The following is a 26963-nucleotide window of genomic DNA, read 5'->3' as shown; positions in this document are numbered from 1 at the left end:
GGGCGTTTTGCCCGTAATGGGAGGCGGCATGACAGAGACGGCGAGCGGTCCGGCACGGAGTTCCCGCGCCAAGGGCACCAAGGCGAACAAGGGGCTGCGTGTCGAGCGCGTCCACACCACTCCCGGCGTGCACCCGTACGACGAGGTGGCCTGGGAGCGCCGTGACGTCGTCATGACCAACTGGCGCGACGGCTCGATCAACTTCGAGCAGCGTGGCGTCGAGTTCCCCGACTTCTGGTCGGTGAACGCGGTCAACATCGTCACCAGCAAGTACTTCCGGGGTGCCGTCGGCACCCCGCAGCGCGAGACCGGTCTCAAGCAGCTGATCGACCGCATCGTGAAGACGTACCGGAAGGCCGGTGAGGACTTCAAGTACTTCGCCTCGCCCGCCGACGCCGAGATCTTCGAGCACGAGCTGGCGTACGCCCTCCTGCACCAGATCTTCAGCTTCAACAGCCCCGTCTGGTTCAACGTGGGCACCCCGCAGCCGCAGCAGGTCTCCGCCTGCTTCATCCTGGCCGTCGACGACTCCATGGAGTCGATCCTCGACTGGTACAAGGAAGAGGGCATGATCTTCAAGGGCGGCTCCGGCGCCGGCCTGAACCTCTCCCGCATCCGCTCCTCCAAGGAGCTGCTCTCCTCCGGTGGCAACGCCTCCGGCCCGGTCTCCTTCATGCGCGGCGCCGACGCCTCCGCCGGCACGATCAAGTCCGGTGGTGCCACCCGCCGCGCGGCCAAGATGGTCATCCTCGACGTCGACCACCCCGACATCGAGGACTTCATCGAGACCAAGGTCAAGGAGGAGGAGAAGATCCGCGCCCTGCGTGACGCGGGCTTCGACATGGACCTGGGCGGCGACGACATCACGTCCGTCCAGTACCAGAACGCCAACAACTCGGTCCGCGTGAACGACGAGTTCATGAAGGCCGTCGAGAACGGCGGCAAGTTCGGCCTGCGTGCCCGTATGACCGGCGAGGTCATCGAGGAGGTCGACGCCAAGTCCCTGTTCCGCAAGATGGCCGAGGCCGCCTGGGCCTGCGCCGACCCGGGCATCCAGTACGACGACACGATCAACCAGTGGCACACCTGCCCGGAGTCCGGTCGTATCAACGGCTCGAACCCGTGCAGCGAGTACATGCACCTGGACAACACGTCCTGCAACCTCGCCTCGCTGAACCTGATGAAGTTCCTCAAGGACGACGGCAAGGGCCACCAGTCCTTCGACGTCGAGCGCTTCGCCCAGGTCGTCGAGCTCGTCATCACCGCGATGGACATCTCCATCTGTTTCGCGGACTTTCCGACCCAGAAGATCGGCGAGAACACGCGCGCGTTCCGCCAGCTCGGCATCGGCTACGCCAACCTCGGCGCCCTGCTGATGGCGACCGGCCACGCGTACGACTCCGCGGGCGGCCGCGCCCTCGCCGGCGCGATCACCTCCCTGATGACCGGCACGTCGTACCGCCGTTCGGCCGAACTGGCCGCGGTCGTCGGCCCGTACGACGGCTACGCCCGCAACGCCGACGCCCACCAGCGCGTCATGAAGCAGCACGCCGACGCCAACGGCACGGCCGTGCGCATGGACGACCTGGACAGCCCGATCTGGGCCGCCGCCACGGAGGCCTGGCAGGACGTCGTCCGCCTCGGCGAGCAGAACGGTTTCCGTAACTCCCAGGCGTCCGTCATCGCCCCGACCGGCACCATCGGTCTCGCGATGTCCTGCGACACCACCGGCCTGGAGCCCGACCTCGCCCTGGTCAAGTTCAAGAAGCTGGTCGGCGGCGGCTCGATGCAGATCGTCAACGGCACCGTCCCGCAGGCCCTGCGCCGCCTGGGCTACCAGGAGGAGCAGATCGAGGCGATCGTCGCCCACATCGCCGAGCACGGCAATGTCGTCGACGCCCCCGGCCTCAAGCACGAGCACTACGAGGTCTTCGACTGCGCCATGGGCGAGCGCTCCATCTCCGCGATGGGCCACGTCCGCATGATGGCCGCGATCCAGCCGTGGATCTCGGGCGCCCTCTCCAAGACGGTCAACCTCCCCGAGACCGCCACCGTCGAGGACGTCGAGGAGGTCTACTTCGAGGCCTGGAAGATGGGCGTCAAGGCGCTCGCCATCTACCGCGACAACTGCAAGGTCGGCCAGCCCCTCTCCGCGAAGACCAAGGAGAAGGAGAAGTCCGCGACCGACGCCGTCACGGCGAAGGCCGAGGACACCATCCGTACCGCGGTCGAGAAGGTCGTCGAGTACCGCCCGGTCCGCAAGCGCCTCCCGAAGGGACGCCCCGGCATCACCACGTCCTTCACCGTCGGCGGCGCCGAGGGTTACATGACCGCCAACTCCTACCCGGACGACGGTCTCGGCGAGGTCTTCCTGAAGATGTCCAAGCAGGGTTCCACCCTCGCGGGCATGATGGACGCCTTCTCCATCGCGGTCTCCGTCGGCCTCCAGTACGGCGTGCCGCTGGAGACGTACGTCTCGAAGTTCACCAACATGCGCTTCGAGCCGGCCGGCATGACGGACGACCCGGACGTGCGGATGGCGCAGTCGATCGTCGACTACATCTTCCGCCGCCTGGCGCTGGACTTCCTGCCCTTCGAGACCCGCTCCGCGCTCGGCATCCACTCCGCCGAGGAGCGCCAGCGCCACCTCGAGACCGGCTCCTACGAGCCGGCCGAGGAAGAGGAGGTCGACGTCGAGGCGCTGGCCCAGTCCGCCCCGCGCCAGACGGACCTGAAGGCCGTCGTCGTGCCGAAGGCCGAGGAGCCCCGGCCGGCCGCCCCCAAGCAGGCCCACACCAGCGCCGAGCTGGTGGAGATGCAGCTGGGCATCCAGGCCGACGCCCCGCTGTGCTTCTCCTGCGGCACCAAGATGCAGCGGGCCGGCTCCTGCTACATCTGCGAGGGCTGCGGCTCGACCAGCGGTTGCAGCTGACCCGCGGACAGGACGGCGAGTGCCTTGAATCTCTGAGGCAACCGGCGTCGGGTTCCTGAGAAGAGGGGTGCCGACCACGTGTCGGCACCCCTCTTCCCGTCGGCGCCCGCGGTGCCACGGGGGGTGTGGGTCAGGGCCGTTCCGGCCGGCCCATGGTCCGGGTGAAGGTCGCGGGGTCGCCGTCGAAGCCCTCGACACCCGGGCGGAAGATCCAGCCCCCCGACGGGTCACGGACGAACTCCGCGACCGTCGCCCCCGTCGCGCCGAGGACACTGCCGAAGTCGGTCACGGCCAGGACCTGGTAGCCCTCGCGGATGCGCAGCCCCGGGTTGAGGACGCCGACGAACGTCCGGTCGGCGGTGCGCTGCTGGATGACGACGCCGACCACCACGCGCGCGTACCGGGCGTCGAGCCGGTCGAGCTCCAGGGTCATGACCTCGTCCCAGCCGAACCCCTTGCCGTCCTTGCTGTCCCGGTTGAGGTAGATCGTGCCGTCGGGGGAGCGACTGTCGAAGTACACCGCGTAGGCCGGGGTGCCGTGCGGATCGCTCGCGAGATAGGTCGCGGCGACGATGTCCAGGTCGGTGGGGGGCTCCCCCGGCGGACTCGGATCCCACTTCAGCGCGACTTCGACCTTGCGGATGCCTTTGCTGAGGCCGCTCACCGGACTCCCCTTCCCCGTACGCCCTGCTGTTCCCGGGCCGAACTGCCCTTTCCGCAGGGCTGTTTGTCCATCCTGCCACGCACGCGTGGCGATCGGGCGGCTGCTCTCGGCCGCACCGTGACGGAGGCCACGCTCCGGGCCGTACGATGGCGCGGTGCTGGTCAAGTGGATTCGCTGCACCGTGGTGGACCGCCGCGGCTTCGAGCGGGGGCAGCGAAAGTGGGCGGGGCTTCTCGGCGAGCCGGGGTTTCGGGGGCAGGGCGGGGGCTGGAGCAGGGCACGGCCCTCGGTCGCGCATGTCTTCGCGTTCTGGGAGAGCCGCGCCTTCTACGACTCCTTCATGGCCCGTTCCCACGACCGACTGGCGGCGTCGCAGGCCGGCACGTTCAAGGACAGCCAGGTCAAGCTGTTCGACCACCGCTTCGACGTGAAGACCGGCTTCGAGCCGCGCTTCACCGACGCGGACCTGATCCGGGTGGCTCTCTGCCGAGTCCACGAGGAGCGCGCCGAACACTTCACCCTGATGCAGGAGAAGGTCTGGAACCCCGCGATGGCCGGTTCGCCCGGCATGGTCCGCGGGCTGTTCGGCGAGGCGCCGGGGCCCGAGTTCATGGTCCTGTCCATGTGGCGCTCGGAGGCCGAGCACGGCAAGTACCGCACCGAGCGGGTGGAACGGCTCGCGCTGCGGGCCCAGTTGGAGGCGGACGTCGCCGCGCTGACCGGGGACATCGTTGAGATGGAGCCGGGCTGGACGGTGTGACGGGCGCCGGGACGGTGATCGGGGGGCCTTCCGTGCCGTAGGACGGTCGGGCCGTCGTGCGGACGCAGGGAATCCGACTCGGCGACCGAATCGAATTTTCGTACGATAACGAGCGAGCCGATCGGCTGCTTTCGTGCGGCTTCGACAGGGTCGACCTGGGCGGGGACCGGTTCGGACGACGTGGTGCTGATGTGGTCCCAGGTGTGAGATCTGTGTGACCTGCGCCGTATGTGGGCCGTAGAAGTCTTCGCCGAGCCGTCACTCGATCTAGGGTTTTGGCATGGCACGACCACGGCGCATCGTTCTTGTCCGGCACGGCGAGTCGACGGGCAATGTTGATGACACCGTCTACGAGCGGGAGCCCGACCACGCCCTCGCCCTGACCGAACGGGGCTGGCGGCAGGCCGAGGAGACGGGCAAGCGCCTGCGCGAGGTGTTCGGCCGCGAGCGCGTCAGCGTGTACGTCTCCCCCTACCGACGCACCCACGAGACCTTCCGGGCCTTCCACCTCGACCCCGAGTTCATACGAGTACGCGAGGAGCCGCGACTGCGCGAGCAGGACTGGGGAAACTGGCAGGACCGCGACGACGTGCGGCTGCAGAAGACCTATCGGGACGCCTACGGGCACTTCTTCTTCCGCTTCCCCCAGGGCGAGTCGGGCGCCGATGTGTACGACCGGGTCGGCGGCTTCCTGGAGAGCCTGTTCCGCAGCTTCGAGGACCCCGACCACCCGCCGAACGTGCTCCTGGTGACCCACGGACTGGCCATGCGGTTGTTCTGCATGCGCTGGTTCCACTGGACGGTCGCGGAATTCGAGTCGCTGTCGAATCCGGGGAACGCGGAGGTCAGGATGCTCGTTCTGGGGGACGACGACCGGTACACGCTGGACCGGCCGTTCGTACGCTGGCGAGATCCGGAGCCGTACGGGATCACCGGATAGAGTGGGAGAGCGATGACCCCTGATTCCTCACGTGACGGGCGCATGGACCGCGCCCTGGCGAGCCTGCGCGGACTGGCGGTGGGGGACGCACTCGGCTCGCAGTTCTTCGTGCCCGTGAACTATCCCCTGCTCAAGCAGCGAGAGCTGCCGCCCGGCCCCTGGCAGTGGACCGACGACACCGAGATGGCGTGCTCCGTGGTCGCCGTCCTGTCCACCCACCACCGCGTCGACCAGGACGCCCTGGCCAGGTCCTTCGCCGAGCACCACGACTTCGACCGCGGGTACGGCCCGGCGGTCAACCGCCTGCTGCGCCTCGTCCGGGAAGGCGGCGACTGGCGTGAGCTGGCCGCGGCGCTCTTCAACGGACAGGGCTCGTGGGGCAACGGCGCCGCGATGCGCATCGCCCCGCTGGGCGCCTACTACGCGGACGATCCCGAGCAGGCGACCCACCAGGCGGAGATCTCCGCCTACCCGACGCACCAGCACCGTGAGGCCGTCGTCGGCGCCATGGCCGTCGCCGCGGCCGCCGCGCTGGCGGGCGCCCCGGGCGGGCCGCCCAGCGCCGAGGACCTGCTGGACGGGGTCGTCGCGCTGATCCCGAGGAGCGCCGTCGGCGCGGGTCTGCGGCGCGCCCGGAGCATGCTGGACTACGGGGACGCGGGCACGGTCGCGGCCGTCCTGGGCTGCGGACGGCGTACGACCGCCCATGACACGGTGCCCTTCGCCCTCTGGTCGGCGGCACGAGCACTGGGTGACTACGAACAGGCGTTCTGGACGACCGCGCAGGTCGGCGGTGACGTGGACACGACCTGCGCCATCGTGGGCGGGGTGCTGGCCGCGGGCAAGGCGGGGGCGCCGCCGGCCGGCTGGCTGGAGCAGACGGAGGCCCTGCCGGACTGGGCCGTGCCGACGTCTTCGTGAGCCGACGCGGGGGACCGGACCGCCGACGGCCCCGTCATGGGACCGTCGGGCGCGGCCCGTCACCCCTGGTGCCTCGTCGGGCCGGCCGGATCAGCCGGCCGCGGGGCCCGCCGTTCCCGCGAGTGCCTCCAGGTCGCTCCTGCGGACCCGGATCACCAGCCAGGCCGTCACCAGGGCGAGCAGCGCCATGGCGGCGGCCGGGACGAACGCGGTGGAGATGCCCTGAGCGAGCACCTCGTGCCCCCAGGGCGCGGGCAGTTGGTGCGTCTTCGCGAACTCCGCCTTCTGTTCCGCCGAACCGTCGGCGAGGAACTTCGGCAGCTGCTTCTCCGCCTCGTTCTTGCTGGCCGTGCCGAACACGGTCGTCAGAATGGACAGGCCGAGCGAACCGCCCACCTGCTGCGTCGCGTTCAGCAGCCCGGACGCGGCGCCCGCCTCGTGCTGGGCGACCCCGGAGACCGCGGTCACCGTCACCGTGACGAAGTTCAGACCCATGCCGAAGCCGAACACCAGCATCGGACCCAGTACCCCGCCCGCGTAGGAGCTGTCGGGGCTGATGAGGGACTGCCAGGCGAGACCGACCACCACGAGCGCGGAGCCGGTGAGCAGGAACGGCTTGGGGCCGAGCACCGGCAGGAACCGCTGCGACAGTCCGGCGCCCACCGCGATCGCGGCCGTGACCGGGAGGAAGGCGAGACCCGCCTTGATCGGGCTGTAGCCGAGCACGTTCTGCACGAACAGCACGATGTAGAAGAACATGCCGAACATCGCCGCCGCCAGGCTCAGCATGATCACGTACGTGCCCGAGCGGTTGCGGTCGCCGAACATCCGCAGCGGGGTGATCGGCTCCCGTGCCCGCCTCTCGATGAACACGAAGGCCAGCAGCAGCACGGCCGCGACCCCGAAGGAACCGCGGGCGAGACCGTCCCGCCAGCCCTCCTCGGCGGCTCGGATGAAGCCGTACACCAAGGACGCCATGCCGACCGTCGAGGTCAGGGCGCCCGCGATGTCGAAGCGTCCGGGGTGGCGTTCGGACTCGTTGATGTAGAGCGGGGCCAGTGCGGCTATCAGTACACCGATCGGCACGTTGACGAACAGCACCCAGCGCCAGTCGAGCCACTGGGTGAGCATGCCTCCCGCGAGCAGACCGATGGCCCCGCCGCCCGCGGACACGGCGGCGAACACACCGAAGGCCCGGTTGCGCTCCGGGCCCTCCGGGAAGGTGGTGGTGATGAGCGCCAGCGAGGTGGGCGACGCGATCGCGCCCCCCATGCCCTGCAGGGCGCGCGCCGCGAGCAACTGCCAGGGCTCCTGCGCGAGTCCGCCCAGCAGTGAGGCGAAGGTGAACAGCAGGATGCCGGTCATGAACACCCGGCGGCGGCCCAGGATGTCACCTGCCCGCGCGCCGAGCAGCAGCAGCCCGCCGAAGGTGAGGGTGTAGGCGCTGACCACCCAGGTGAGATCGGTCGTGCTGAATTCGAGCGCGTCTTGAATGTGCGGCAGGGCGATGTTCACAATCGTCGCGTCGAGTACCACCATGAGTTGGCAGGCCGCGATGACGGTGAGTGCTATGCCGGGATGCCCTTCCCGGCGAGCCGCTCCTGACTTCTGGTTCTTGATCGACTGAGAGGCAGTCACCATGGGTCCCCCACAAGAGCGTTAGTGAACGCTCGCGTTCACTGTCGCGTCAACGGTAGTGAGTCCCCGATAGTGAACGCAAGCGTTCACTCAATGCTTTGCCGTCCGGCGTGTCCCCCAACGGCGCCGCACCGCACGCCCCTTGTCCCCGGAACACCCGCTTCCCCTGCTCGCTGGAGACGCTCAGATGGTTACTTCGCGCTGGACGGCCGCCCCCGCTCGGGCGGCCTCGCTCCGTCGGCGCGGCGCCGTACTCGAACGCGCGATCCTGGACGCCGCGCTGGAGCAACTCGGCACGGTCGGCTGGAACGGCCTCACGATGGAAGGGGTCGCCGCCGGCGCCCAGACGGGCAAGGCCGCGGTCTACCGGCGATGGCCGTCGAAGGAGGATCTGGTCGCGGACGCGCTCCAGGCCGGACTGCCGCGGCTGGACGCGGCCCCTGATCTGGGCAGCGTGCGCTCGGATCTGATCGCGCTGTGCTCGCAGGCCCGCGAGGCGATGTTCTCGCGCCCCGGATTCGCTCTGCGCTCAGTGGTTCACGAATGCGACCAGGCGCAAGCCGAACGCTTCCATCAGGTGATCGTCGAAGGGGTCGTGGAGCCGACCATAAGGCTCCTGCGCGAGATCGTCGAGCGTGGTATCGGGCGGAACGAGGTCCGACCCGACGCGGTCAACGGTTACGTCCTCGATGCCATCCCGGCCATGATGATGTACCGATCGAAGATGTGCGTGAGCGAATGGAACGATCGGGAGATCGAGGAGATGATCGACCAGTTGATGATGCCGCTGCTCCGTCCAGACGGCGCCTGAGGGCGTTCCGGACAGGCGTCGGGACCGCTCGGGCAACCGGGGTGTCGCGCGGGGATCCGGGCGGCGTAGGCTAAGGGCGCCATGCCGTACGAACCACCTACCCACACCGTCGAGCGCTCCCTCCGCGCCACGACCGGAGCGAAGGTCATTGCCGGTGTCGACGAAGTGGGCCGCGGTGCGTGGGCCGGGCCCGTCACCGTCTGCGCGGCGGTCACCGGACTGCGCCGGCCCCCGCAGGGGCTCACCGACTCGAAGCTGCTCACCGTCAAGCGGCGCACCGAACTCGACCTGGAACTCCGGACGTGGGTGACGTCGTACGCCCTGGGTCACTCCTCCCCGGAGGAGATCGACGACCTGGGGATGACGGCGGCGCTGCGGCTCGCGGCGGTGCGCGCCCTCGACGCCCTGCCGGTCCGGCCCGACGCGGTGATCCTCGACGGGAAGCACGACTACCTGGGCGCGCCCTGGCAGGTGCGCACGGTCATCAAGGGCGACAGGTCCTGTGTGGCCGTCGCGGCGGCCTCGGTGATCGCCAAGGTGCACCGCGACAAAATGATGGCCGAACTCGGCGTCGGCCATGCAGACTTCGGCTTTGCGGACAACGCGGGCTATCCGTCGCCCGTCCACAAGGCCGCGCTGGCGGAGCGGGGCCCCACCCCGTACCACCGGTTGTCGTGGGCGTATCTTGATGCGCTGCCCCAGTGGCGGCATCTCAAGAAGGCCCGCAGCTGGGCGGATGGACGCGTTCCGGAGATCGAGGGTCAGCTCGGCTTCGACTTCTGACGATTCCGCTCGCGCCGATGTGTCACCCGCCGACGCGAGCCGCACCAATGTTTGATAAATAACAGCTCATGCCTCTCATTCCCGAGGAGCCTCAGATTCACGAGAGTGCCCAGGGTCCCCGCGCCACTTCGGCCAGCGGCCGCATTGCGCCGACCCCCCGCCCCGTACCCGGCCCACGTCCCGCGGCGCCACCACGCCCCGGTCGTCCCGGACCTCTTCGGCCCGCGCCGCCGGTGCAACGCACTTCGCGCGACGTGGCCAAGCCCGAACCATCGGGCCCCGCTGTTCCCGTCCCCGCCGCCTCGGCGTCTCCGCAGCTCCAGCTGATCCCGGCTTCGGCCGAGGGCGCGCTCGACGCCGCGGAGGAAGCCGTGGACCTGCTCCTGGACTCGGGCCGTGTTCCCGGTGACGTTCTTGTGCTCACCACCGGCGATCCGCACCCCTGGGCCGCTCACGAGCTGTCCTTCGGCGAAGCCTCCTACTGGGCGCAGCACGACGCGCGAGACGACGTCTTCTACACCGACGTCACCATCGCGGGCCGTGCGGGATCCCGCCCCGTGGTCGTCGTGGCCGTCAACGGCGGCCCGGCCGACGCTGCCGCCTCCGCGCTGTCGCTCGCTCGGGCCAAGGCCGGTGTGCTGCTGATCGCCTGCGGCGACCCGCAGCAGATCGACACGCTGCCGGGCGCGGGCGCCTGAATCCAGCACGTCGGTTCCGGCGGACGCCGGAGCGACGGAGATGCCACTGCGGCGGCATCGGCACGGTGGGCGTTTCGGCATGCCCGGACGGCCGTGGGCGTGCTCCGGGCGGGCTCCTGCCCGCTCCGGGAATGCCGCACGGATGCCGCACGCCGGGGCGGGGCTCCACCGCCCGGCCCGCTGGCCGGAACCATTCCTCGACGCACGTCGGTCACCCGCACCCGCCGTCCGAACGGCGCGTGCGGGTGACCGCTGACCGCGGTGCGGAGACGCTCGACGTCCACCGGGCCGTGGCGCTCGGTGTCCGCCGGTCCGTGGGAATCCGGGACATCCGGGATTCCCACGGACCGGGACAGCCCGGCGATGTCACGAGGGCGCGGCGAGCCCGCGCCCGGCGTGGCCGAGCCGAACAAGCCCATGGCGAAGCCGCGCTCCGCACGAAGGTCACGCTTCGCACGGAGAAGTCACGTTCCGTACGGAAGTCGCGCACTCGCCCGGCAGGAGGCCGTGCCTCGCCGATGCCTTACGGGCACGGCGAGGCACGGCCCCGCTGCCGCTGAAGAACCCGGACCGCACAGGCCGGAACTCCACCGGTGCCGCCGGGCGGCCGGTCCTCAGCGGGCGGCCGCCCGCAGCAGGACCTCCGAAGCGACGCCACCGGTACGGGGGATGCGTGGCGGCATCTCGGACAACGCGAAGGGCTCCGGCGCCGAATCGGCGTGCGGACGACGGCCACCACGGCCCTCGCCGAACACCTGCCAGCCGTCGTCGGTCAGCGTGATGTACGCCCCGCACCGCAACCCGTGCAGCGTGCAGGCGTCGCGCAGCCCCCACATCCAGGCGCCGTCCTCCTCCGTCCAGCGGGCGTCGCCCTCACGGCAGTAGAGCAGCACCGCGGTGCGTACCGGAGTACGGCGCCGCAGGTCGTGCGGAATGACCCGGCGTAGTTGGGCGAGCAGCGCGTTACGGAACATCCAGCCGTCGGCCGGAGCCGACCGGCGGACGAAGGAGGCACTCGCCAGTACGCGTTCCTCCTGGTCGAGTACCGCCACGATCGCCATCGCCGGCCGAGGGCTGTGCCGGGAATGGAGGCCGCTGACGACCTCTCGTGGGTTGCGCAGCAACGGAATCCCTGCGGCGGCCCACTCCGCGGGTTCGAGCTTGCGGCTGACGGAAGCGGCGGACGTGGATGTCGACAACGATGCTGCCGAGGACGGAGCGAATCCGAAGGTCACGGTCCTCCCTTCGGCTACGCGCCCACTGCGGGCGGGTCGGATTCGGGGGAGCGCGCACCGCAGCAAAGCCCTACCTGGTCACGGACGGACGAGCCGTGCGGGGAGCGGACCTCAATTCTTGCTGTCGAACTTGGATGCGGCAACGAGCAAATGGGGCCACCGACCTGTATGTGGCCGTGTGTGACTTATATCCCTACCCCGTGTTTCACCCGGTGATACGTGGGACGGCGTCGTACGTCTCGTCCGGCGCTGGTGAGGGAACGGAGCGCGGCGCATTCGATCGCCCGCGCCCATGTCCGGCGTCCGGTCAGCCCTGCACGGCGAGCACCAGCGGCAGCACGTCCTGAGCGCCGGCCCGGCGCAGCATCCGGGCCGCCACCGCCAGCGTCCAGCCGGTCTCGGTGAAGTCGTCCACGAGCAGGACCGGCCCGCCCGCCTCGGCCAGCGCGGCCGCGAGCGCGGGCGGCACGGTCAGTGCTCCGGCGAGCGCCTTGAGGCGCTGGGCACTGTTGCTGCGGAAGACCGCGGCGGCGTCCCCGGCGTACTCCACGCCTCCGAGCAGCGGCAGACGTCCGACCTCCGCGATACGGGCGCCGAGGGACTGCACCAGCCGCGGTCGGGTGCGGGAGGCGACCGTGACCACGCCCACCGGGCGCCGCCGGGCGTCCGCAGCGCCCGAGGCCCAGCCGTCGGGACCCTTCGCCCAGTCGGCCAGCACACCCACCACGGCCTTCGCCACATCGTCCGGAACCGGCCCGTCGGGGGCCGCGGGCGCGAGCATCGGCCGCAGCCGGTTGCCCCAGCCGATGTCCGACAATCGCCCCAGCGCCCGCCCGGAAGCGGCCTGCTCGGCGGCGGGAATCCGCCCCTTGAGCTCCACACCGATCGCCGGCAGCCCCGTGGGCCACATGCGACGGGGCTCCACCTCGACACCGGCCCGGCCCAGATCGCCCCGCGCGGCCTCCACCGAGACCGAGGACGTGTCGGCGACGAAGCGCGCACCCGCGCAGTTGTCGCACCGGCCGCAGGGCTTGGCACCCTCGTCGTCGAGCTGCCGCTGGAGGAATTCCATCCGGCAGCCCGTCGTCCGCGCGTACTCGCGCATCGCCTGCTGCTCGGCCTTTCGCTGCCGCGCCACCCAGGCGTACCGCTCCGTGTCGTAGGTCCACGGCTGCCCGGTGGCGACCCAGCCGCCCTTGACCCGCCGGACCGCCCCGTCCACGTCGAGGACCTTGAGCATCGTCTCCAGCCGGGAGCGGCGCAGTTCCACCAGCGGTTCCAGCGCGGGCAGCGACATCGGCCGGTCCGCACGGGCGAGCACGTCGATGGTCCGGCGCACCAGATCCTCCGGCGGGAAGGCGAGCGAGGCGAAGTACTCCCAGATCGCCTCGTCCTCCTTCCCGGGAAGGAGGAGCACCTCGGCATGCTCGACACCGCGACCGGCACGGCCGACCTGCTGGTAGTAGGCGATGGGGGAGGACGGCGATCCCAGGTGCACCACGAACCCAAGGTCGGGCTTGTCGAATCCCATCCCGAGGGCGGAGGTGGCGACCAGCGCCTTGACCTTGTTGCCGAGCAGATCGTCCTCGGCCTGCTGCCGGTCGGCGTTCTCCGTCTTTCCCGTGTACGAGGCGACGGTGTGCCCGCGCTGCCGCAGGAAGGCGGAGACCTCCTCGGCGGCCGCCACGGTGAGCGTGTAGATGATCCCCGACCCCGGCAGCTCGTCCAGACGGTCGGCGAGCCACGCCATCCGGTGAGCGGCGTCCGGCAGCGGCAGCACCCCCAGGCTCAGGCTGTCCCGGTCCAGCGGGCCGCGCAGCACCAGGGCGTCCGACGTGCCCCCGGTGCCGAGTTGTTCGGCGACATCGGCGGTCACGCGCGCGTTGGCGGTGGCGGTGGTCGCGAGCACCGGAACGCCTGCCGGGAGATCGGTGAGCATGGTCCGCAGGCGCCGGTAGTCGGGGCGGAAGTCGTGGCCCCAGTCGGAGATGCAGTGGGCCTCGTCCACGACGAGAAGTCCGGTGGCGGCGGCCAGCTTCGGCAGCACATGGTCCCGGAAGTCCGGGTTGTTCAGCCGCTCCGGGCTGACCAGCAGGACGTCCACCGTGCCGGCGGCGATCTCCTCCTGGACGGTCTCCCACTCCTCCGTGTTCGCGGAGTTGATGGTCCGGGCTCGGATGCCGGCCCGGGCCGCGGCGTCGACCTGGTTGCGCATCAGCGCGAGCAACGGGGAGACGATCACCGTGGGCCCGCTGCCGCGGGCCCGCAGCAGTGAAGTCGCCACGAAGTAGACCGCGGACTTTCCCCACCCCGTGCGCTGCACCACCAGCGCCCGGCGCTTCTCGGCGACCAGCGCCTCGATCGCCCGCCACTGGTCCTCGCGCAGCCGGGCCGCTCCGGTGGGGTCCCCGACGAGGCGGGCGAGGACCGTGTCGGCGGCAGCCCGGAGGTCCGCGTTGCTCGTGTGCTCCATGCGGTCCATACAACACGACCGCACTGACAGACGGCGGCCGCGTCGGGATGCGCCGGGAGCCGTCGGACCTCCGTCGGGCTTCTGTCGGGCTTCCGCCGGGTTGATGTGTCCCTGATCGAAGTTGTCCACAGGGTCAAGCGGAACCTCGCAATCCGCGAGATCGTCGGCGCATGACGAATCACGGCGAAACGACTGGACCGTTCGAAAACGGCGACATGGCACGTCACGCGGGCATGGAGCGGCACCACGCCTTCGCGGGTCCCGCGGACACGCACCACGTCACCCTGCGGACCCCGGCCGAGCTGGCCGACGCCCTGCCCTATCTGCTCGGGTACCGACCGGAGGACAGCATCGTCCTGGTCGCCCTGCACGACCAGGGCGGCCGGGGCCGGTTCGGCGGCAGGGCACGGCTCGGTATTCCGGCCGGCCCTGACGACTGGGCCTCGGCAGCCCGCCAGCTGGCGCACGGACTGGTGACCGGCAGCGAGCGCAGGGGCCACCGGCCCGCGCAGATGGTCGCCTACCTCTGCCAGGAACCGGGCCAGGGGGAATCGGGCCGACACGTCATGGAGCGGCTGCGCCCCCTGGCCCAGCACATCCGTCTCGAGTGCGGTCTCCTCGACGCACCGGTCGTCGAGGCACTGTGCGTCTCCGGCGGCCGTCTGTGGTCGTACTGCTGCACCGGCGAAGCCTGCTGTCCGGCCGAAGGCGTCGCCATGGGCCTGCCCGGAACCTCCGTACTGGCCGCCGCGGCCACCTACGCCGGACTCCAGGTGCGCGGCACCCTGCGCGAACTCCGGGCCAGGCTGCTGCCCTGGGAGACGGCGGCAGCGCTCGACCAGGAGGCGGCCCTGGACGGCGCAGGCCGAAAGCTGGTCCCCAGGATTTTGGACGACACGAGCCGTGCCCTGGTGGCCGACGAGACCATGGCGCTGGCCCGGCAGGTCATGCGGCGCTACGCCGAGGCGCCTGCCGTCTCCGGCACGCTCCGGGCCGACGGCCGGGACGACGAACTGCTGGAACACACAGAAGCCGCGGTGCTCATCCTCGGACTTCAGGACCGCACCACCCGCGACTGGGCCGCCGCATGGATGGAGGGCGACGAGGCCGGCCCCGCCCTCCGGCTCTGGCGCGCACTCGCCCGCCGCTGCGTAGGGTCCTACGGCGAACACGCCGCCGCCCCGCTCACCCTGGCCGGCTGGGTCGCATGGTCGACCGGCGACGAGCTGGAGGCCAGGGAAGCGCTGGCCATGGCTTTGGGCGCCGATCCCGAGTACCTCTTCGCCCGTCTGCTGCACCAGGCCTGCAACGATGGCCTCGATCCGGAGTCGGTCCGCCGCTGCCTGCGCGCCGAGCGCCTGGAACGCGAGCGCCGCGGGCGTCCCGCGCTCGAGCAGGCCGAGCAGGCGGTCGAAGCGGGGCTTACGGGGATCGACGTCCAGGCCTCGGACGGGACGACCGAGTCGGTCGTCGACGACGTGGCCGCGCCGCTGCCGGGTTCTGCCGCGAGCCCCGTGGCCGCCCCCGCTCAGGCGGAGGGATCCCGGCGCCGACGTCGCGCCCGCCGGGCCGGTACGGCGGAGGACCGTGCCGGTACCACTGCGCCGGGCCACACGCGTCCGCCCGGTGCCGGGACGGGGAAAGCCGTCGGGCGGCGTCGCAGTGCGGGTGGCGCGGAGGGCGTGCGCCTCGGCCGCGGCGAGACCGAGGGGGAGGCCTGAGTCGTCGGGACGACGACCCCTGGCCGCTGACGCGCTCGCTCGCGCGAGTGGCGGCGGTGGAACGAGTCGCGGGATCGTGCCTCGAAGCCGAAGCCGAAGCCGAAGCCGAAGCCGAAGCCGAAGCCGAAGCCGAAGCCGAAGCCGAAGCCGAAGCCGAAGCCGAAGCCGAAGCCGGGGGTGCTGTGACACCGCCATTCGGTGGGGCCGTCGCGGCAGGGCCGTGACCCGAGGGTTCTCGATTCCGTTCACCTGAGTGGCGGAACGCGTGGTCGGGGCGCGCCGCCGAACTCCACGTACCGCCCCAGCACTCCGCCCGGCGCCGCCCACGCCAGGGGCGCACAGAGCGCAGAAGAAGCCGCCGCATGCACAGACACCAGCCCACTCCGCCCTCCGCCGCCCATACCCCCTTCGCCTCCGGGCAGCCCGCACCACCTTTCCCGCCCGGCGCGGATCCGCAGGCCGCGGACGATTTCGGTGCAGGCCGCAACCAGCCGCCCGCGCCCCCGGGCCCGGAACAGTCGCGGGTGTCCGAGCACCCGGGGCATTCGCCCGGGCCAGTCCATCAGGAGGAGCTGTCGCATGCACCGGTGAGCCAGGGCCAGGCAGCCGAGCCCGAAAGCCAGGGGCCGCTCCCCGCGCCCCGGAGCCCTGACCAGACCCACCTGGCCGCAGACCAGGACCGCACCGCCCGGCCTTTGGGAGGCGGATCACCCGCTTCACCTTCATCCCCTCTTGCGCCCACAGGCCGGACGCAGCCGCCCCGGCCGGCGGACCGTGCGTGGGCTCCGCCCCCGCGCGGCGGCCAGGCCCGCCGTCCCTCCACCCCCGTGCCAGGAGGGACTCCGCAGCCGGCCCCGCCCCCCACATCCCGTCGGGCCACCGACCTGCCCCCCACCCACACCGCGCTGATCTGTGTGGCTCTTCCCGGGCTCGCGATCTCCACCGACCAGGCGCAGCTCACCGGCCGGGGACTGGAGGGCTACTACCGAGCGGGCCGACGCCTGCTGTCCCGTTGTCAGGTTCGCGTGGCCGGGCGGGAACCGCTGGCGGTCCAGGCGCGGATGATCACGGCGGACCAGGCCCGCTTCCTGGGGACCCTGCGCTCCTCGCCCGGTGCCGGCCCCGATCCGGACATCGTCGTCGAGCGGGTCCGCCACGCGGACGGCACAGAACGGATCACGCTGCACAGCACTTCGCCACGCCCTCTGCGTTTCCCGGTAGAGGTGGCCCTGGGCACCGACCTGGCCGACCTGGGCGCCATCGCGGCCGGGACCGCGGGGCCCGAGCTGCCCGCCAGCGTCCATGACGGCGGCCTGCGCTGGTCCTGCGCCCTCGGCACGTCGGCCGTCACCGCCGATCCGTCGCCGGCGGACGCGCTGGCCTCGGCGGGACTGCTGCGCTGGGACATCGAACTGCCTCCCGGAGGCAGGACGACTCTGGAACTGCGCGTGCGATCGGACGGCGCCGGACCCGTCCGCGCGGTCGGCCGAACGGCGACGGCCCCGCTCGCCGCCGCGCGGGCGACCGGCGATCATCCGGGCGTTCAGACGCTGATGCGGGTGAGCGTCGAGGACCTCCAGGCACTGTTGCTGCGCGACCCGGCGCACCCTGCCGACACCTACCTCGCGGCCGGGGTGCCCTGGCGCTGCGGCCTGGCGCCGGCGGAGGCGCTCACCGCGGCCCGGATGGCTCTGCCGCTCGGCACCCGGCTGGCCGCGAGCACGCTGCGCGTCCTCGCCCGCACCCAGCACCCGGGCTCGGGCGCGATCCCGGGCCCGCTGCGGGACGCGGGCCCACGGCTGCCTCCGACCTGTACGTCCACCGAGGCCACCGTGCTGTTCCCGGTGCTTCTCGCCGAGGCGCGCCGCTGGGGGCTCCCCGAGCGCGAGACCGAGGAGTTGCTGCCGGCGGCCGAACGCTGTCTGACCTGGCTGCGGACCACGGTGGGCGACGGGACCTACCTGTACGACCCGCAGACCGACGGCCCCGCCCGCTGCGAGACGCAGGCCCACGCCCATCGTGCCGCACTGCTCGGCGCCGATCTGCTGGATGCCTGCGGACGGCCCGGCGGTGACGGACTGCGGCAGTGGGCGAGAGCACTGCGGAGCGCGTTCCGGGAGGACTTCTGGGTAGAACAGCCCGGCGGCGGTCGGCCCGCGGCCGCGCGTGCCTCCGACGGACGTCTCCTGACACACCTCGGAGCCTTCGCCGTCCACCTGCTCGATACCGGCCTGCTCGGCGGAGGCGAACTGGCACCCGGTCTGCTCGACGAGGTACGGACGGAGCAGCTCGCCCGACTGCTCGGCGGCCCGGCGATGGACTCCGGCTGGGGACTGCGCGGGCTCGGTGCCGATGAAGCGGGGTACAACCCCCTCGGCCACCGCGGCGGTGCCGTGCGGGTCCAGGAGACAGCCGTGGCCGTCGCGGGTCTTGCCGTCGCGGGGTACGAGAAGGAAGCGACCTCACTGCTGCGCGGAGTCCTGGCGGCAGCCGACGCCTTCGGTCACCGGCTGCCGGAGATGTACGCGGGCGAACAGCGCGCCGACGGGAGCGCTCCCGTGCCGCACCCTGCGGCCTGCCGCCCGGCGGCCGTCGCGGCGGCCGCCGGGGTCCTGATGCTGACCACCCTCGCCGGGATCCGCCCCGACGCCCCGGCCGGCACCGTCATGCTGCGCCCCGTGCGCAGCGCGCCCCTGGGCGAGATCGGCCTGACCGGCCTGCGCGTGGCGGGCGCCCCCTTCTCGGTGCGGGTCGGCAGACCCGGCCTCGCCATGGTCGAGGAGGCGGCCGACGGACTCCAGCTGGGAGTGTGACCGCCGGCCGCGTCACACCGCGCAGGGCACCACGCCGTCCCGCGGCGGCCCGGGCGGGTGGGCCGCCATGAGGTGCTCTTCGAGCGGAGTGCGTCAGCCGTCGATGGGACCGAAGAAGGGAGTGTTTATCGTCAGGAAGACGACTATGATCGCGGCATGCCCTACGACCCGTCAGCCTTCCCGCCCTTTGCCGTCACCGTGGACCTGGTCGTGCTGACCGTGCGCCGCCATGCCCTGTGCGCGCTGGCGGTACGCAGGGGGGAATCGCCGTTCCAGGGGCGTTGGGCGCTTCCCGGCGGCTTCGTGCGGGACGACGAGGATCTTTCGCAGGCCGCGGCGCGCGAGCTCGCCGAGGAGACGGGGCTGCGCGCCCACGACCCGGACGTCCCCGCCCAGGACAACGGTGCTCACCTCGAGCAGCTCGCCACCTACGGCGACCCCAAGCGAGACCCGCGGATGCGTGTGGTCAGCGTCGCCCACCTCGCGCTCGCCCCGGATCTGCCGGCGCCCCGCGCCGGTGGCGACGCCAGCAACGCGCGCTGGGCACCCGTGGAGGAACTGTTGCGGCAGGGCGGTTACGGCCGTGACGGCGAACCTGTCGCGCCGCTCGCCTTCGACCACGCCCAGATCCTCTCCGACGGTGTGGAGCGTGCCCGCTCCAAGATCGAGTACTCGTCGCTGGCCACGGCGTTCTGCCCCACCGAGTTCACCGTCGGAGAGCTGCGGCGGGTCTACGAGGCGGTGTGGGGCGTGGCACTCGACCCCCGCAACTTCCACCGCAAGGTGACGGGCACGCCCGGCTTCCTGGTCCCCACCGGCGGTACCACCACCCGGCAGGGCGGCCGCCCGGCCCAGCTGTTCCGGGCCGGCGGCGCCACGCTGCTCAACCCTCCGATGCTTCGCCCCGAGGTCTGAACCCGGCCGCCGGAAGCCGTCATTGCGGCGGGCCGTCCCGCGATGACGGACAGGCGCCGGGCCAACCGGTCGTCTGCCGCCGCAGCACGCCGTGCGATACCTGGCAAATCGGACATTGCGCGCTATCTTGCTTCAGGTGATCCAGGCCTTCGGACTGACCAGCAACCACCGCAAGGGCCTTCCGCCCGCGGTCGACGACGTCTCCTTCGAGGCGCGCGGGGGCCGCGTGACCACGCTGCTCGGCGCAGCGGACGCGGGCAAGACCGCGGCTCTCAAACTCATGCTCGAACTCCAACACGGCCGTGGTGTCACCCACTTCAGGGGGCGCCCGCTGCACCACATCCCCCATCCCTCGCACGAGGTGGGCGTGCTGCTCGGCGACGTTCCGGGGCACCCGGCCCGTACGGTCCGCGGCCACCTCCGCATGCTGTGCGCCGCCGCCGGGGTCCCGGCACGCAGAGCCGACGAAGTCCTCGAGGTCGTCGGCCTCGTCAGCCTGCGCCACGAGCGCCTCGGCACCCTCTCGCGCGGCATGGACCGACGCCTCGGTCTCGCCTGTGCTCTGCTCCCCGACCCGCACACCCTTGTGCTCGACGCTCCCACGGCGGGCCTCAACGCCCGCGAGGGCCGGTGGCTGCACGGAATGCTGCGCGCGCACGCCGCTCAAGGCGGCACGGTCCTGCTCACCACCGCCGACCCCAAGGAGGCCGCCCGTACCGCCGACCGGATCGTCACGCTGGAGCGGGGCCGGGTCGTCGCCGACCAGGAGGCCGAGGACTTCGCCCGCACGCGGCTGCGCCCCCGTGTCGCCGTCCGCAGCCCGCAGGCCACCCGGCTCGCGGCCGCGCTCTCGAAGGAGGCCCGCGCCGCCCGGCGGTCCGTCGAGGTCGTGCAGGACGGCGGCAATCGCCTCTGCGTCTACGGCAGTACCTGCGCCGACGTCGGCGAGACCGCGTTCCGGCACGGCATCCTCGTACACAAACTCGCCGACGAGACCGGCGACATGGGGCCCGGAGCCGAGGCCGGGCCGAACGGCCCGTGGAGCGGCGAGCTGCCCGACGCGGGTGAGCCGGGGACGAGGACCCGCTGGAGGGGGAGGAGGCTCCCCGTCGTCCCCGACACCGCCTCCCTCGCCGTCGGTCCTCCTCCCGCTCCCACGCAGACCTCCCTCGAACACGGCACGGTCCACCCCGCCGGCCGGCCGCATCCGTCCGACGAGGACCTGCTGTCCGCCGATGTGCCGCACCCGTCGGTCGGCGACCTGCCGTACGACGATGGGCCGGATCCGTCCGACGGCGGGCCGCCCGCGCCCGACGCACCGCATCCGTCCATGGGTGAGTCGCCGTCCGTCGACGTACCGCATCCGTCCGCCGATGTACCGCGTCCGTCCGTGGGCGAGCCGAAGTCCGCCGGCGTACCGCAGCCGTCCGTGGACGTGTCGCGCCCGTCCGTCGACGGGTCACCGTCCGTCGACGGACGGCGGTCCGCTGCCGCCGTTGCCGCCGTGTCACTTCCGCTCGCCAACGCATCCGCCCCACTCGCCGACGAGCCACCCCGGCGCACCGACGCACCGCTTCCGTTCCCGGCCACGTCACCGCATCCCCGTACGGCGACCGTCCCGGGCGGCGGGGAGGCGACCCACGCCCATGAGTCGCCCAGGGTCCGGGAGGCGTCGAAGACGAGGGAGCTGTCCGACGCCGGGGAGACGCATGCCGTCGTGGTGCTGACCGAGGCGCCCGGAGCGGCAGTGCCGGAGGCTTCCGGAACGGCAGTGTCGGAGGCCGCCGAAGCGGCGGTCTCCACGGGGGCGCAGGCGGTTGCGTCCGCCGGGCCGGTCCCTGACGGCACACCTTCGTCGGGGACCGCCGGACCGCACGCCTCCGGCACGTCACCCACGCCAGCCGAGCCTCCCACGCCCGACGGGGCGGGCGCCTCGGGGCGATCGGGCACCCACCCCCCGCGCACACCCGGTCCGCGGACCGCGGCGCGCACCCCCCGGCCCGTCGGGCCGGGCGCGCTCGACTCGCTGTCCGAACTCCCGCCCCCGATCTCCGTCCGCCCCGCCCCCAGTCCCCTCCGCCCCCTTCGCTACGAACTCCGCCGTGCCGCCGGCATCGGCACCGGGTTCTTCACGGCCGCCGCCGTGCTTGTCGCCTCGGCTCTCACCGCCGTACTCCTGGCACGCGCCGGCCACACCTCCCCACCGCGGCTGCTGGCGGCCTGGCCGCGGGAGCTTCCGCTGCCGCCCGCGGCGCTGGGTGCCGGGCTGCTCGGTGCGTTCGCCTTCGGGGACGAGTTCCGCCATCCCGCCCTCGCGGCGGATCGCGGCACCGTGCCCAGGCGGCTCGGACTGCTCGCCGCCAAGCTCCTCGTCTCCGCGGTCACCGCGCTGCTGCTGGCCTTCCTCACGGTGGGCTGCGACGCGGAAGCGCTCTATGTCGTGTACGGACGAGAGCTCGCCCAGGTTCCCGCCGACTGGTTCTCGCTGAGCTTCGCCTGGGCCGGGCTCGTGGTCGGCTGTGCCTGGGCCGGCGTACTGGCGGCGGGCGTCTTCCGGTCCACCTCCGCAGGGCTTGCCGCGGTGGTCGCGGTGCCCGTCGTCGTCGTACCGCTCGTACAGGAGGTCCTTCAGGGCGCGTCTGTACGGAGAGCGGCCGGGCTCTCGGTGCGACTGCGCGAGGTGTTCCTGTGGCAGTGGCCCTTCGGGGGGGAGCGGTATCTGGCGGGAGTGGCCCGCGTGATCGTCCAACCCGTCGGTGGCGCAATGACGTTGTCGCTCACCGCGCTGCTCTGCGCCTATCTGCTCATGATCCTGCGCAGCAGGGCTCGATGATCACCGATCGTGCGCTTCCCATCCCGGCCTGCGCACAACTCCCCGGAGTGCGCCCATTTCTTTCCGATAAGGCGTCAATTGCGACGGGGTGAGCGATCACCCTTTCGTGTGCTTTTCACCAAAGACCTCAAGGGAGTTGTAGACGGCGCCGACAAAGGATCCGTGAGTACCCTTGCGCACACCATGATGACCGTCGCCCGCTCCGCCGACTCCGGCCTCGTCGGCCCGGGCGAACTCGACCGCTATCCCTACACCGAGGCTTCCGCCGGTGAACGGGTCGGAACCACCGTATGGGAGGGAGCCGAGCCGGAGCTGGGCCGCGTGGGCCGGCGGGCCGCGGGCAGCCGCGGCCGCGGACTGCACGGCCAACTCGTCCAGCAGCTGGGCCAGATGATCGTCTCCGGCGACCTGGGCGCCGACCGGCCCCTGGTGCCCGAGGAGATCGGGCAGCGCTTCGAGGTCTCCCGGACGGTCGTCCGCGAGTCGCTCCGCGTCCTGGAGGCCAAGGGCCTGGTCAGCGCCCGCCCGAACGTGGGCACGCGCGTGCGCCCCGTCAGTGACTGGAACCTCCTCGACCCGGACATCATCGAGTGGCGGGCCTTCGGGCCGCAGCGGGACGATCAGCGCCGCGAGCTGAGCGAGCTGCGCTGGACGATCGAGCCGCTGGCCGCCAGGCTCGCCGCCGGGCACGGCCGGGAGGACGTCCAGCAGCGGCTCGGGGACATGGTCGAGATCATGGGCCATGCCATGGGGCAGGGTGACGCCCTCACCTTCTCCAGGGCCGACGCCGAGTTCCACTCGCTGCTCATCCAGGTCGCGGGCAACCGCATGCTGGAGCACCTCTCCGGGATCGTGTCCGCCGCCCTTCAGGTCTCCGGAGGCCCGGTCGCGGGCTGTGACCGGCCGACCGAGGCGTCCCTGGCCCACCACGGCAGGATCGTCGAAGCCCTCGCCGAGGGCGACGGCGCGGCGGCCGAGTCGGCCATGCGGCTGCTCCTCACCACCCACCCTGAGGTGGACCGTGTGGTGCCCGCGCCGCGCGAGCACTGACCGCGACCGTGCCCCAGGCGCGATCCGGCCGGAGATGTCTCCCCCCTCCTGTGACATCACCCGGTCGGCGTACCGTGCTCCGCCGGACCCCGCAGGAGCCCCGGTTCCTGCGGGGTCCGGCGGTGCGACGGGACGAAGGGTGTGCCGGAGTCGACGCCAGGTGGTAACCCGGGTGACACTTATTGTCCACATCTGGACGCTTTTGAGCGCTTAAGGGGTGTGACTCGGGCCACGCAGATTGGGCGTAACGCTCATGGAGACAACGCGATGACCTAAGAGGTGACTGCCGCGGAGGGAATACGGACGCCGTATCCGGCGCTGTGAATCTTCCCGGCCCCCGCCCGCGCCGTCGGCCCATCCCCAGGCCGGTGGTCGGCTCCTGTCCGTCGTGGACGGGGCCGGAAGCCGTTTTCCAACGTTCCGAGAGGTTGTTCGTGTCGGCCAGCACATCCCGTACGCTCCCGCCGGAGATCGCCGAGTCCGTCTCTGTCATGGCGCTCATTGAGCGGGGAAAGGCTGAGGGGCAGATCGCCGGCGATGACGTGCGTCGGGCCTTCGAAGCTGACCAGATTCCGGCCACTCAGTGGAAGAACGTACTGCGCAGCCTCAACCAGATCCTCGAGGAAGAGGGTGTGACGCTGATGGTCAGTGCCGCGGAGCCCAAGCGCACCCGAAAAAGCGTCGCTGCGAAGAGTCCGGCCAAGCGCACCGCCACCAAGACGGTTGCGGCGAAGACGGTGACCACCAGGAAGGCCACCGCCACCACGGCCGCCGCTGCGTCCCCGGCCGACCCCACCGCCGATTCCGCCGAGGAAGCCGCGACCGCCAAGAAGGCGGCAGCGAAGAAGACCACCGCCGCCAAGAAGACCGTGGCGAAGAAGACGACCGCCGTGGCCAAGAAGACGGCGGCCAAGAAGACCAGCGCCAAGAAGGACGACGCCGACCTCGTCGAGGACGAGGCCCTCGAAGAGGTCAAGGGTGGCGCCGAGGAGCCCGAGGGCACCGAGAGCGCCGGCTTCGTGCTCTCCGACGAGGACGAGGACGACGCGCCCGCCCAGCAGGTCGCGGCCGCCGGTGCCACCGCGGACCCCGTCAAGGACTACCTCAAGCAGATCGGCAAGGTCCCCCTGCTCAACGCCGAGCAGGAGGTCGAGCTCGCCAAGCGCATCGAGGCGGGCCTGTTCGCCGAGGACAAGCTGGCCAACGCCGACAAGCTGGCGCCGAAGCTCAAGCGCGAGCTGGAGATCATCGCCGAGGACGGCCGCCGCGCCAAGAACCACCTCCTGGAGGCCAACCTCCGTCTGGTGGTCTCCCTGGCCAAGCGCTACACCGGCCGCGGCATGCTCTTCCTGGACCTCATCCAGGAGGGCAACCTCGGCCTGATCCGCGCGGTCGAGAAGTTCGACTACACCAAGGGCTACAAGTTCTCCACGTACGCCACCTGGTGGATCCGTCAGGCGATCACCCGCGCCATGGCCGACCAGGCCCGCACCATCCGTATCCCGGTGCACATGGTCGAGGTCATCAACAAGCTCGCGCGCGTGCAGCGCCAGATGCTCCAGGACCTGGGCCGCGAGCCCACCCCGGAGGAGCTGGCCAAGGAACTCGACATGACCCCCGAGAAGGTCATCGAGGTCCAGAAGTACGGCCGCGAGCCCATCTCCCTGCACACCCCGCTGGGCGAGGACGGCGACAGCGAGTTCGGTGACCTCATCGAGGACTCCGAGGCCGTCGTCCCCGCGGACGCGGTCAGCTTCACTCTCCTGCAGGAGCAGTTGCACTCTGTCCTCGACACCCTGTCCGAGCGCGAGGCGGGCGTCGTCTCCATGCGTTTCGGTCTCACCGACGGTCAGCCGAAGACCCTCGACGAGATCGGCAAGGTGTACGGCGTCACGCGTGAGCGCATCCGGCAGATCGAGTCCAAGACGATGTCCAAGCTGCGTCACCCGTCGCGTTCCCAGGTGCTGCGCGACTACCTCGACTAGACCGTAGTCGTACGAAGCCGAAGGCCCGGTTCTCCCGAGGAGGACCGGGCCTTCGGCGTCCGTGTGCGCATGCGCGCCGCGCCGCACTGGATCACTCTGGGTCTCCCACGACCACCCCAGAGTGAGGAACGTGCATGAGGCGTCTTTCTGTCCGGGCCCTGACCCGGCCGTTGGTGCTGGCGGCCGTGGCGACCGCCATGCCGCTGGTGTCCGCCGCTTCCGCGTCCGCCGACAACATCGTCGTCGGCGGATTCCCCGTCGATGTGTCCACCAGTCCGTGGACGGTGGCACTGTCGAGCGTTGACCGGTTCGGAGGTACGCGAGCGGGCCAATTCTGCGGCGGGGTGGCGATCGGCTCGGCCAAGATCCTCACCGCCGCCCACTGCCTGGGCGACGAGGCGCTGGGGACGGGGTCGGGGCGTGCCGACGACCTCAAGGTCATCGCGAACCGTACCGACCTGCTGTCGACGATCCAGGGCCAGGAGATAGCCGTGCGCGACACCTGGGTGAATCCGGACTACGACAGTGTCAGTAACGCCGGTGACTTCGCCGTGCTGACCCTCGCGGAGCCGCTGCCCGCGAGCTCGGTCATCAAGATGGCCGCCGAGAAGGATCCCGGATACGCACCCGGTACGGCCGCCACGGTCTACGGATGGGGCGATGTCTCCGGCGCCGGCGACTATGTGCACACTCTGCGGGCCGCGCAGGTGCACGTGCTGGAGGACGCCCGGTGCGAGAAGGCCTATCCGCGCGGCGGTGCCGACGGGACCTATCTCGCGGCCAGCATGCTCTGCGCCGGGGAGACCGCGGGGGGCCGGGACGCCTGCCAGGGGGACAGCGGCGGCCCGCTGGTGGCCGGGGGGAAGCTGATCGGGCTCGTGTCGTGGGGGAGCGGCTGCGGACGGGCTGGAAGCCCCGGTGTCTACACGCGCGTGTCCGAGGTCGTACGGGTGCTGGGACAAGCCGGGACCGGTGCCGGTCGGACAGGGCGTGGGCATGACGCCGCGTGACGCCCTCAGGGCCTTGCCGGGGCCATAGGCGTCGGCGGCCGGGCGGCACGGCCCGCACGGTGGCCGATGGTCACCGTCCACTGGCTCTGGGGCTCAGCCGGTGCACCGTGGCCGGGCGGCGGGCTCCGGGGCTCTGCCGGTGGACCGGTCGCCGGGCCGCAGGCCCCGGGTCTTTGCCGGTGTGCGGAGAGTCATGATGACGAGACGGGCGGTCGCCCCTGGGTTCAGGGGCGACCGCCCGTGCGCCGGCCTGTGCCGGAGCTGGCTCGTCGTCGGTCCGAAGCGTCAGCGCTCTTCGGCGGCGGCGGACTCGGGAACGGAGGTCAGCCGCTCCGTCTCGTCCTGTATCTCAGCGGCGATCTTCTTGAGTTCCGGCTCGAACTTGCGGCCGTGGTGGGCGCAGAAGAGCAGTTCTCCGCCGCTCAGCAGGACGACGCGCAGGTATGCCTGGGCGCCGCAGCGGTCGCAGCGATCAGCGGCCGTCAGCGGGCTCGCGGGGGTCAGAACAGTAGTCACGTCGCCTCTTCTCTAGCTCGACGAGCTGTCGTACCAGGGTCAACATCCAACCAGCCCCAAAACGTTCCCGCTCGTGGCTTTTCCTCGAAAGATTCTTCCGAGGTGGCAGGCTGCTGCCGGTTTGGCGGCGAATGTGCCGTATTGCGTGTCTGTCGGCTTACGGTTTCGCACGTTCGGTCATGGTCAGGTCCTCCCGGCCGGGTTGCCGGTTTGTTCATGAGGACGTGCCCGGAGCCTAAATGGTTCATGCGTCGAAGGGAACGTG

20 protein-coding genes are annotated in these 26963 nt (G+C 71.4%); 15 read left to right on the top strand and 5 right to left on the bottom strand.

The window, feature by feature from the left end:
* Nucleotides 1-28 precede the first annotated feature (28 nt).
* On the top strand, nt 29-2932 hold the full coding sequence (locus ACWC24_RS27055) for a vitamin B12-dependent ribonucleotide reductase (RefSeq protein ID WP_450665480.1): 2904 nt from the start codon (nt 29-31) through the stop codon (nt 2930-2932).
* Nucleotides 2933-3062: 130 nt separating this feature from the next.
* Here the strand turns inward: ACWC24_RS27055 and ACWC24_RS27050 are convergent, their stop codons facing one another.
* Nucleotides 3063-3596: a TerD family protein gene (locus ACWC24_RS27050; protein WP_450665479.1), complete on the bottom strand. Its 534-nt coding sequence runs from the start codon at nt 3594-3596 to the stop codon at nt 3063-3065.
* Nucleotides 3597-3750: 154 nt separating this feature from the next.
* Here ACWC24_RS27050 and ACWC24_RS27045 point away from each other — a divergent pair, with 154 nt between their 5' ends.
* The 3 genes from ACWC24_RS27045 (at nt 3751) to ACWC24_RS27035 (ending at nt 6217) form a co-directional block, all read left to right on the top strand.
* Nucleotides 3751-4356: a YdbC family protein gene (locus tag ACWC24_RS27045; RefSeq protein WP_450665478.1), complete on the top strand. Its 606-nt coding sequence runs from the start codon at nt 3751-3753 to the stop codon at nt 4354-4356.
* A 280-nt stretch (nt 4357-4636) separates the two neighbouring features.
* Nucleotides 4637-5296: a histidine phosphatase family protein gene (locus ACWC24_RS27040; RefSeq protein ID WP_450665477.1), complete on the top strand. Its 660-nt coding sequence runs from the start codon at nt 4637-4639 to the stop codon at nt 5294-5296.
* A gap of 12 nt (nt 5297-5308) precedes the next feature.
* A complete protein-coding gene (locus ACWC24_RS27035) occupies nt 5309-6217 on the top strand; it encodes an ADP-ribosylglycohydrolase family protein (RefSeq protein WP_450665476.1) in 909 nt (302 codons plus the stop codon).
* 90 nt (nt 6218-6307) lie between these two features.
* On the opposite strand, the gene ACWC24_RS27030 is transcribed toward ACWC24_RS27035, so the two are convergent.
* Nucleotides 6308-7858, bottom strand: a complete 1551-nt coding sequence (locus ACWC24_RS27030) for an MFS transporter (protein WP_450665475.1) — start codon at nt 7856-7858, stop codon at nt 6308-6310.
* 184 nt (nt 7859-8042) lie between these two features.
* Here ACWC24_RS27030 and ACWC24_RS27025 point away from each other — a divergent pair, with 184 nt between their 5' ends.
* The 3 genes from ACWC24_RS27025 to ACWC24_RS27015 all read left to right on the top strand — a co-directional run bounded on the left by ACWC24_RS27025 (nt 8043) and on the right by ACWC24_RS27015 (nt 10147).
* Nucleotides 8043-8666 carry a TetR/AcrR family transcriptional regulator gene (locus ACWC24_RS27025; RefSeq protein ID WP_450665474.1) on the top strand — a complete coding sequence of 208 codons (624 nt, stop codon included), beginning with the start codon at nt 8043-8045 and terminating at the stop codon, nt 8664-8666.
* 81 nt (nt 8667-8747) lie between these two features.
* Nucleotides 8748-9449 carry a ribonuclease HII gene (locus ACWC24_RS27020; RefSeq protein ID WP_450665473.1) on the top strand — a complete coding sequence of 234 codons (702 nt, stop codon included), beginning with the start codon at nt 8748-8750 and terminating at the stop codon, nt 9447-9449.
* 68 nt (nt 9450-9517) lie between these two features.
* Complete coding sequence (locus ACWC24_RS27015; RefSeq protein WP_450665472.1) at nt 9518-10147, top strand: hypothetical protein; 630 nt, start codon at nt 9518-9520, stop codon at nt 10145-10147.
* A gap of 614 nt (nt 10148-10761) precedes the next feature.
* Here the strand turns inward: ACWC24_RS27015 and ACWC24_RS27010 are convergent.
* Together ACWC24_RS27010 and ACWC24_RS27005 are read right to left on the bottom strand one after the other, a co-directional pair.
* On the bottom strand, nt 10762-11382 hold the full coding sequence (locus tag ACWC24_RS27010; protein ID WP_450665471.1) for a hypothetical protein: 621 nt from the start codon (nt 11380-11382) through the stop codon (nt 10762-10764).
* Between the two features lie 307 nt (nt 11383-11689).
* On the bottom strand, nt 11690-13855 hold the full coding sequence (locus ACWC24_RS27005) for a RecQ family ATP-dependent DNA helicase (RefSeq protein ID WP_450665470.1): 2166 nt from the start codon (nt 13853-13855) through the stop codon (nt 11690-11692).
* A 215-nt stretch (nt 13856-14070) separates the two neighbouring features.
* On the opposite strand from ACWC24_RS27005, the gene ACWC24_RS27000 reads away from it, so the two are divergent.
* The 8 genes from ACWC24_RS27000 (at nt 14071) to ACWC24_RS26965 (ending at nt 26182) form a co-directional block, all read left to right on the top strand.
* Entirely contained in the window at nt 14071-15576 is a 1506-nt protein-coding gene (locus ACWC24_RS27000) for a DUF4192 domain-containing protein (RefSeq protein WP_450665469.1), read from the top strand.
* 47 nt (nt 15577-15623) lie between these two features.
* Nucleotides 15624-15800, top strand: coding sequence for a hypothetical protein (locus tag ACWC24_RS26995; protein WP_450665468.1), 177 nt, complete (start codon nt 15624-15626; stop codon nt 15798-15800).
* Nucleotides 15801-16490: 690 nt separating this feature from the next.
* Nucleotides 16491-18389, top strand: coding sequence for a glycogen debranching N-terminal domain-containing protein (locus ACWC24_RS26990; protein WP_450665467.1), 1899 nt, complete (start codon nt 16491-16493; stop codon nt 18387-18389).
* 156 nt (nt 18390-18545) lie between these two features.
* Nucleotides 18546-19304 carry an NUDIX hydrolase gene (locus ACWC24_RS26985; RefSeq protein WP_450665466.1) on the top strand — a complete coding sequence of 253 codons (759 nt, stop codon included), beginning with the start codon at nt 18546-18548 and terminating at the stop codon, nt 19302-19304.
* Between the two features lie 127 nt (nt 19305-19431).
* Nucleotides 19432-22137 (top strand): ATP-binding cassette domain-containing protein, encoded by a 2706-nt coding sequence (locus tag ACWC24_RS26980; RefSeq protein WP_450665465.1) that lies wholly within the window; start codon nt 19432-19434, stop codon nt 22135-22137.
* Between the two features lie 162 nt (nt 22138-22299).
* The gene (locus ACWC24_RS26975; RefSeq protein ID WP_450665464.1) at nt 22300-23187 is read left to right on the top strand and encodes a FadR/GntR family transcriptional regulator; all 888 of its coding nucleotides are present in this window, start codon (nt 22300-22302) and stop codon (nt 23185-23187) included.
* A gap of 434 nt (nt 23188-23621) precedes the next feature.
* Nucleotides 23622-25172: an RNA polymerase sigma factor gene (locus tag ACWC24_RS26970; protein WP_450665463.1), complete on the top strand. Its 1551-nt coding sequence runs from the start codon at nt 23622-23624 to the stop codon at nt 25170-25172.
* A 134-nt stretch (nt 25173-25306) separates the two neighbouring features.
* Nucleotides 25307-26182, top strand: a complete 876-nt coding sequence (locus tag ACWC24_RS26965) for a S1 family peptidase (protein WP_450665462.1) — start codon at nt 25307-25309, stop codon at nt 26180-26182.
* 285 nt (nt 26183-26467) lie between these two features.
* Here ACWC24_RS26965 and ACWC24_RS26960 read toward each other — a convergent pair whose 3' ends face one another.
* Nucleotides 26468-26698, bottom strand: a complete 231-nt coding sequence (locus ACWC24_RS26960; RefSeq protein ID WP_450665461.1) for a DUF7455 domain-containing protein — start codon at nt 26696-26698, stop codon at nt 26468-26470.
* Nucleotides 26699-26963 lie beyond the last annotated feature (265 nt).

Source organism: Streptomyces sp. NPDC001443 (genome assembly GCF_053597355.1).
Note: the sequence above shows the minus strand (reverse complement) of the source record. Positions and strands in the feature narration are given on the sequence as shown.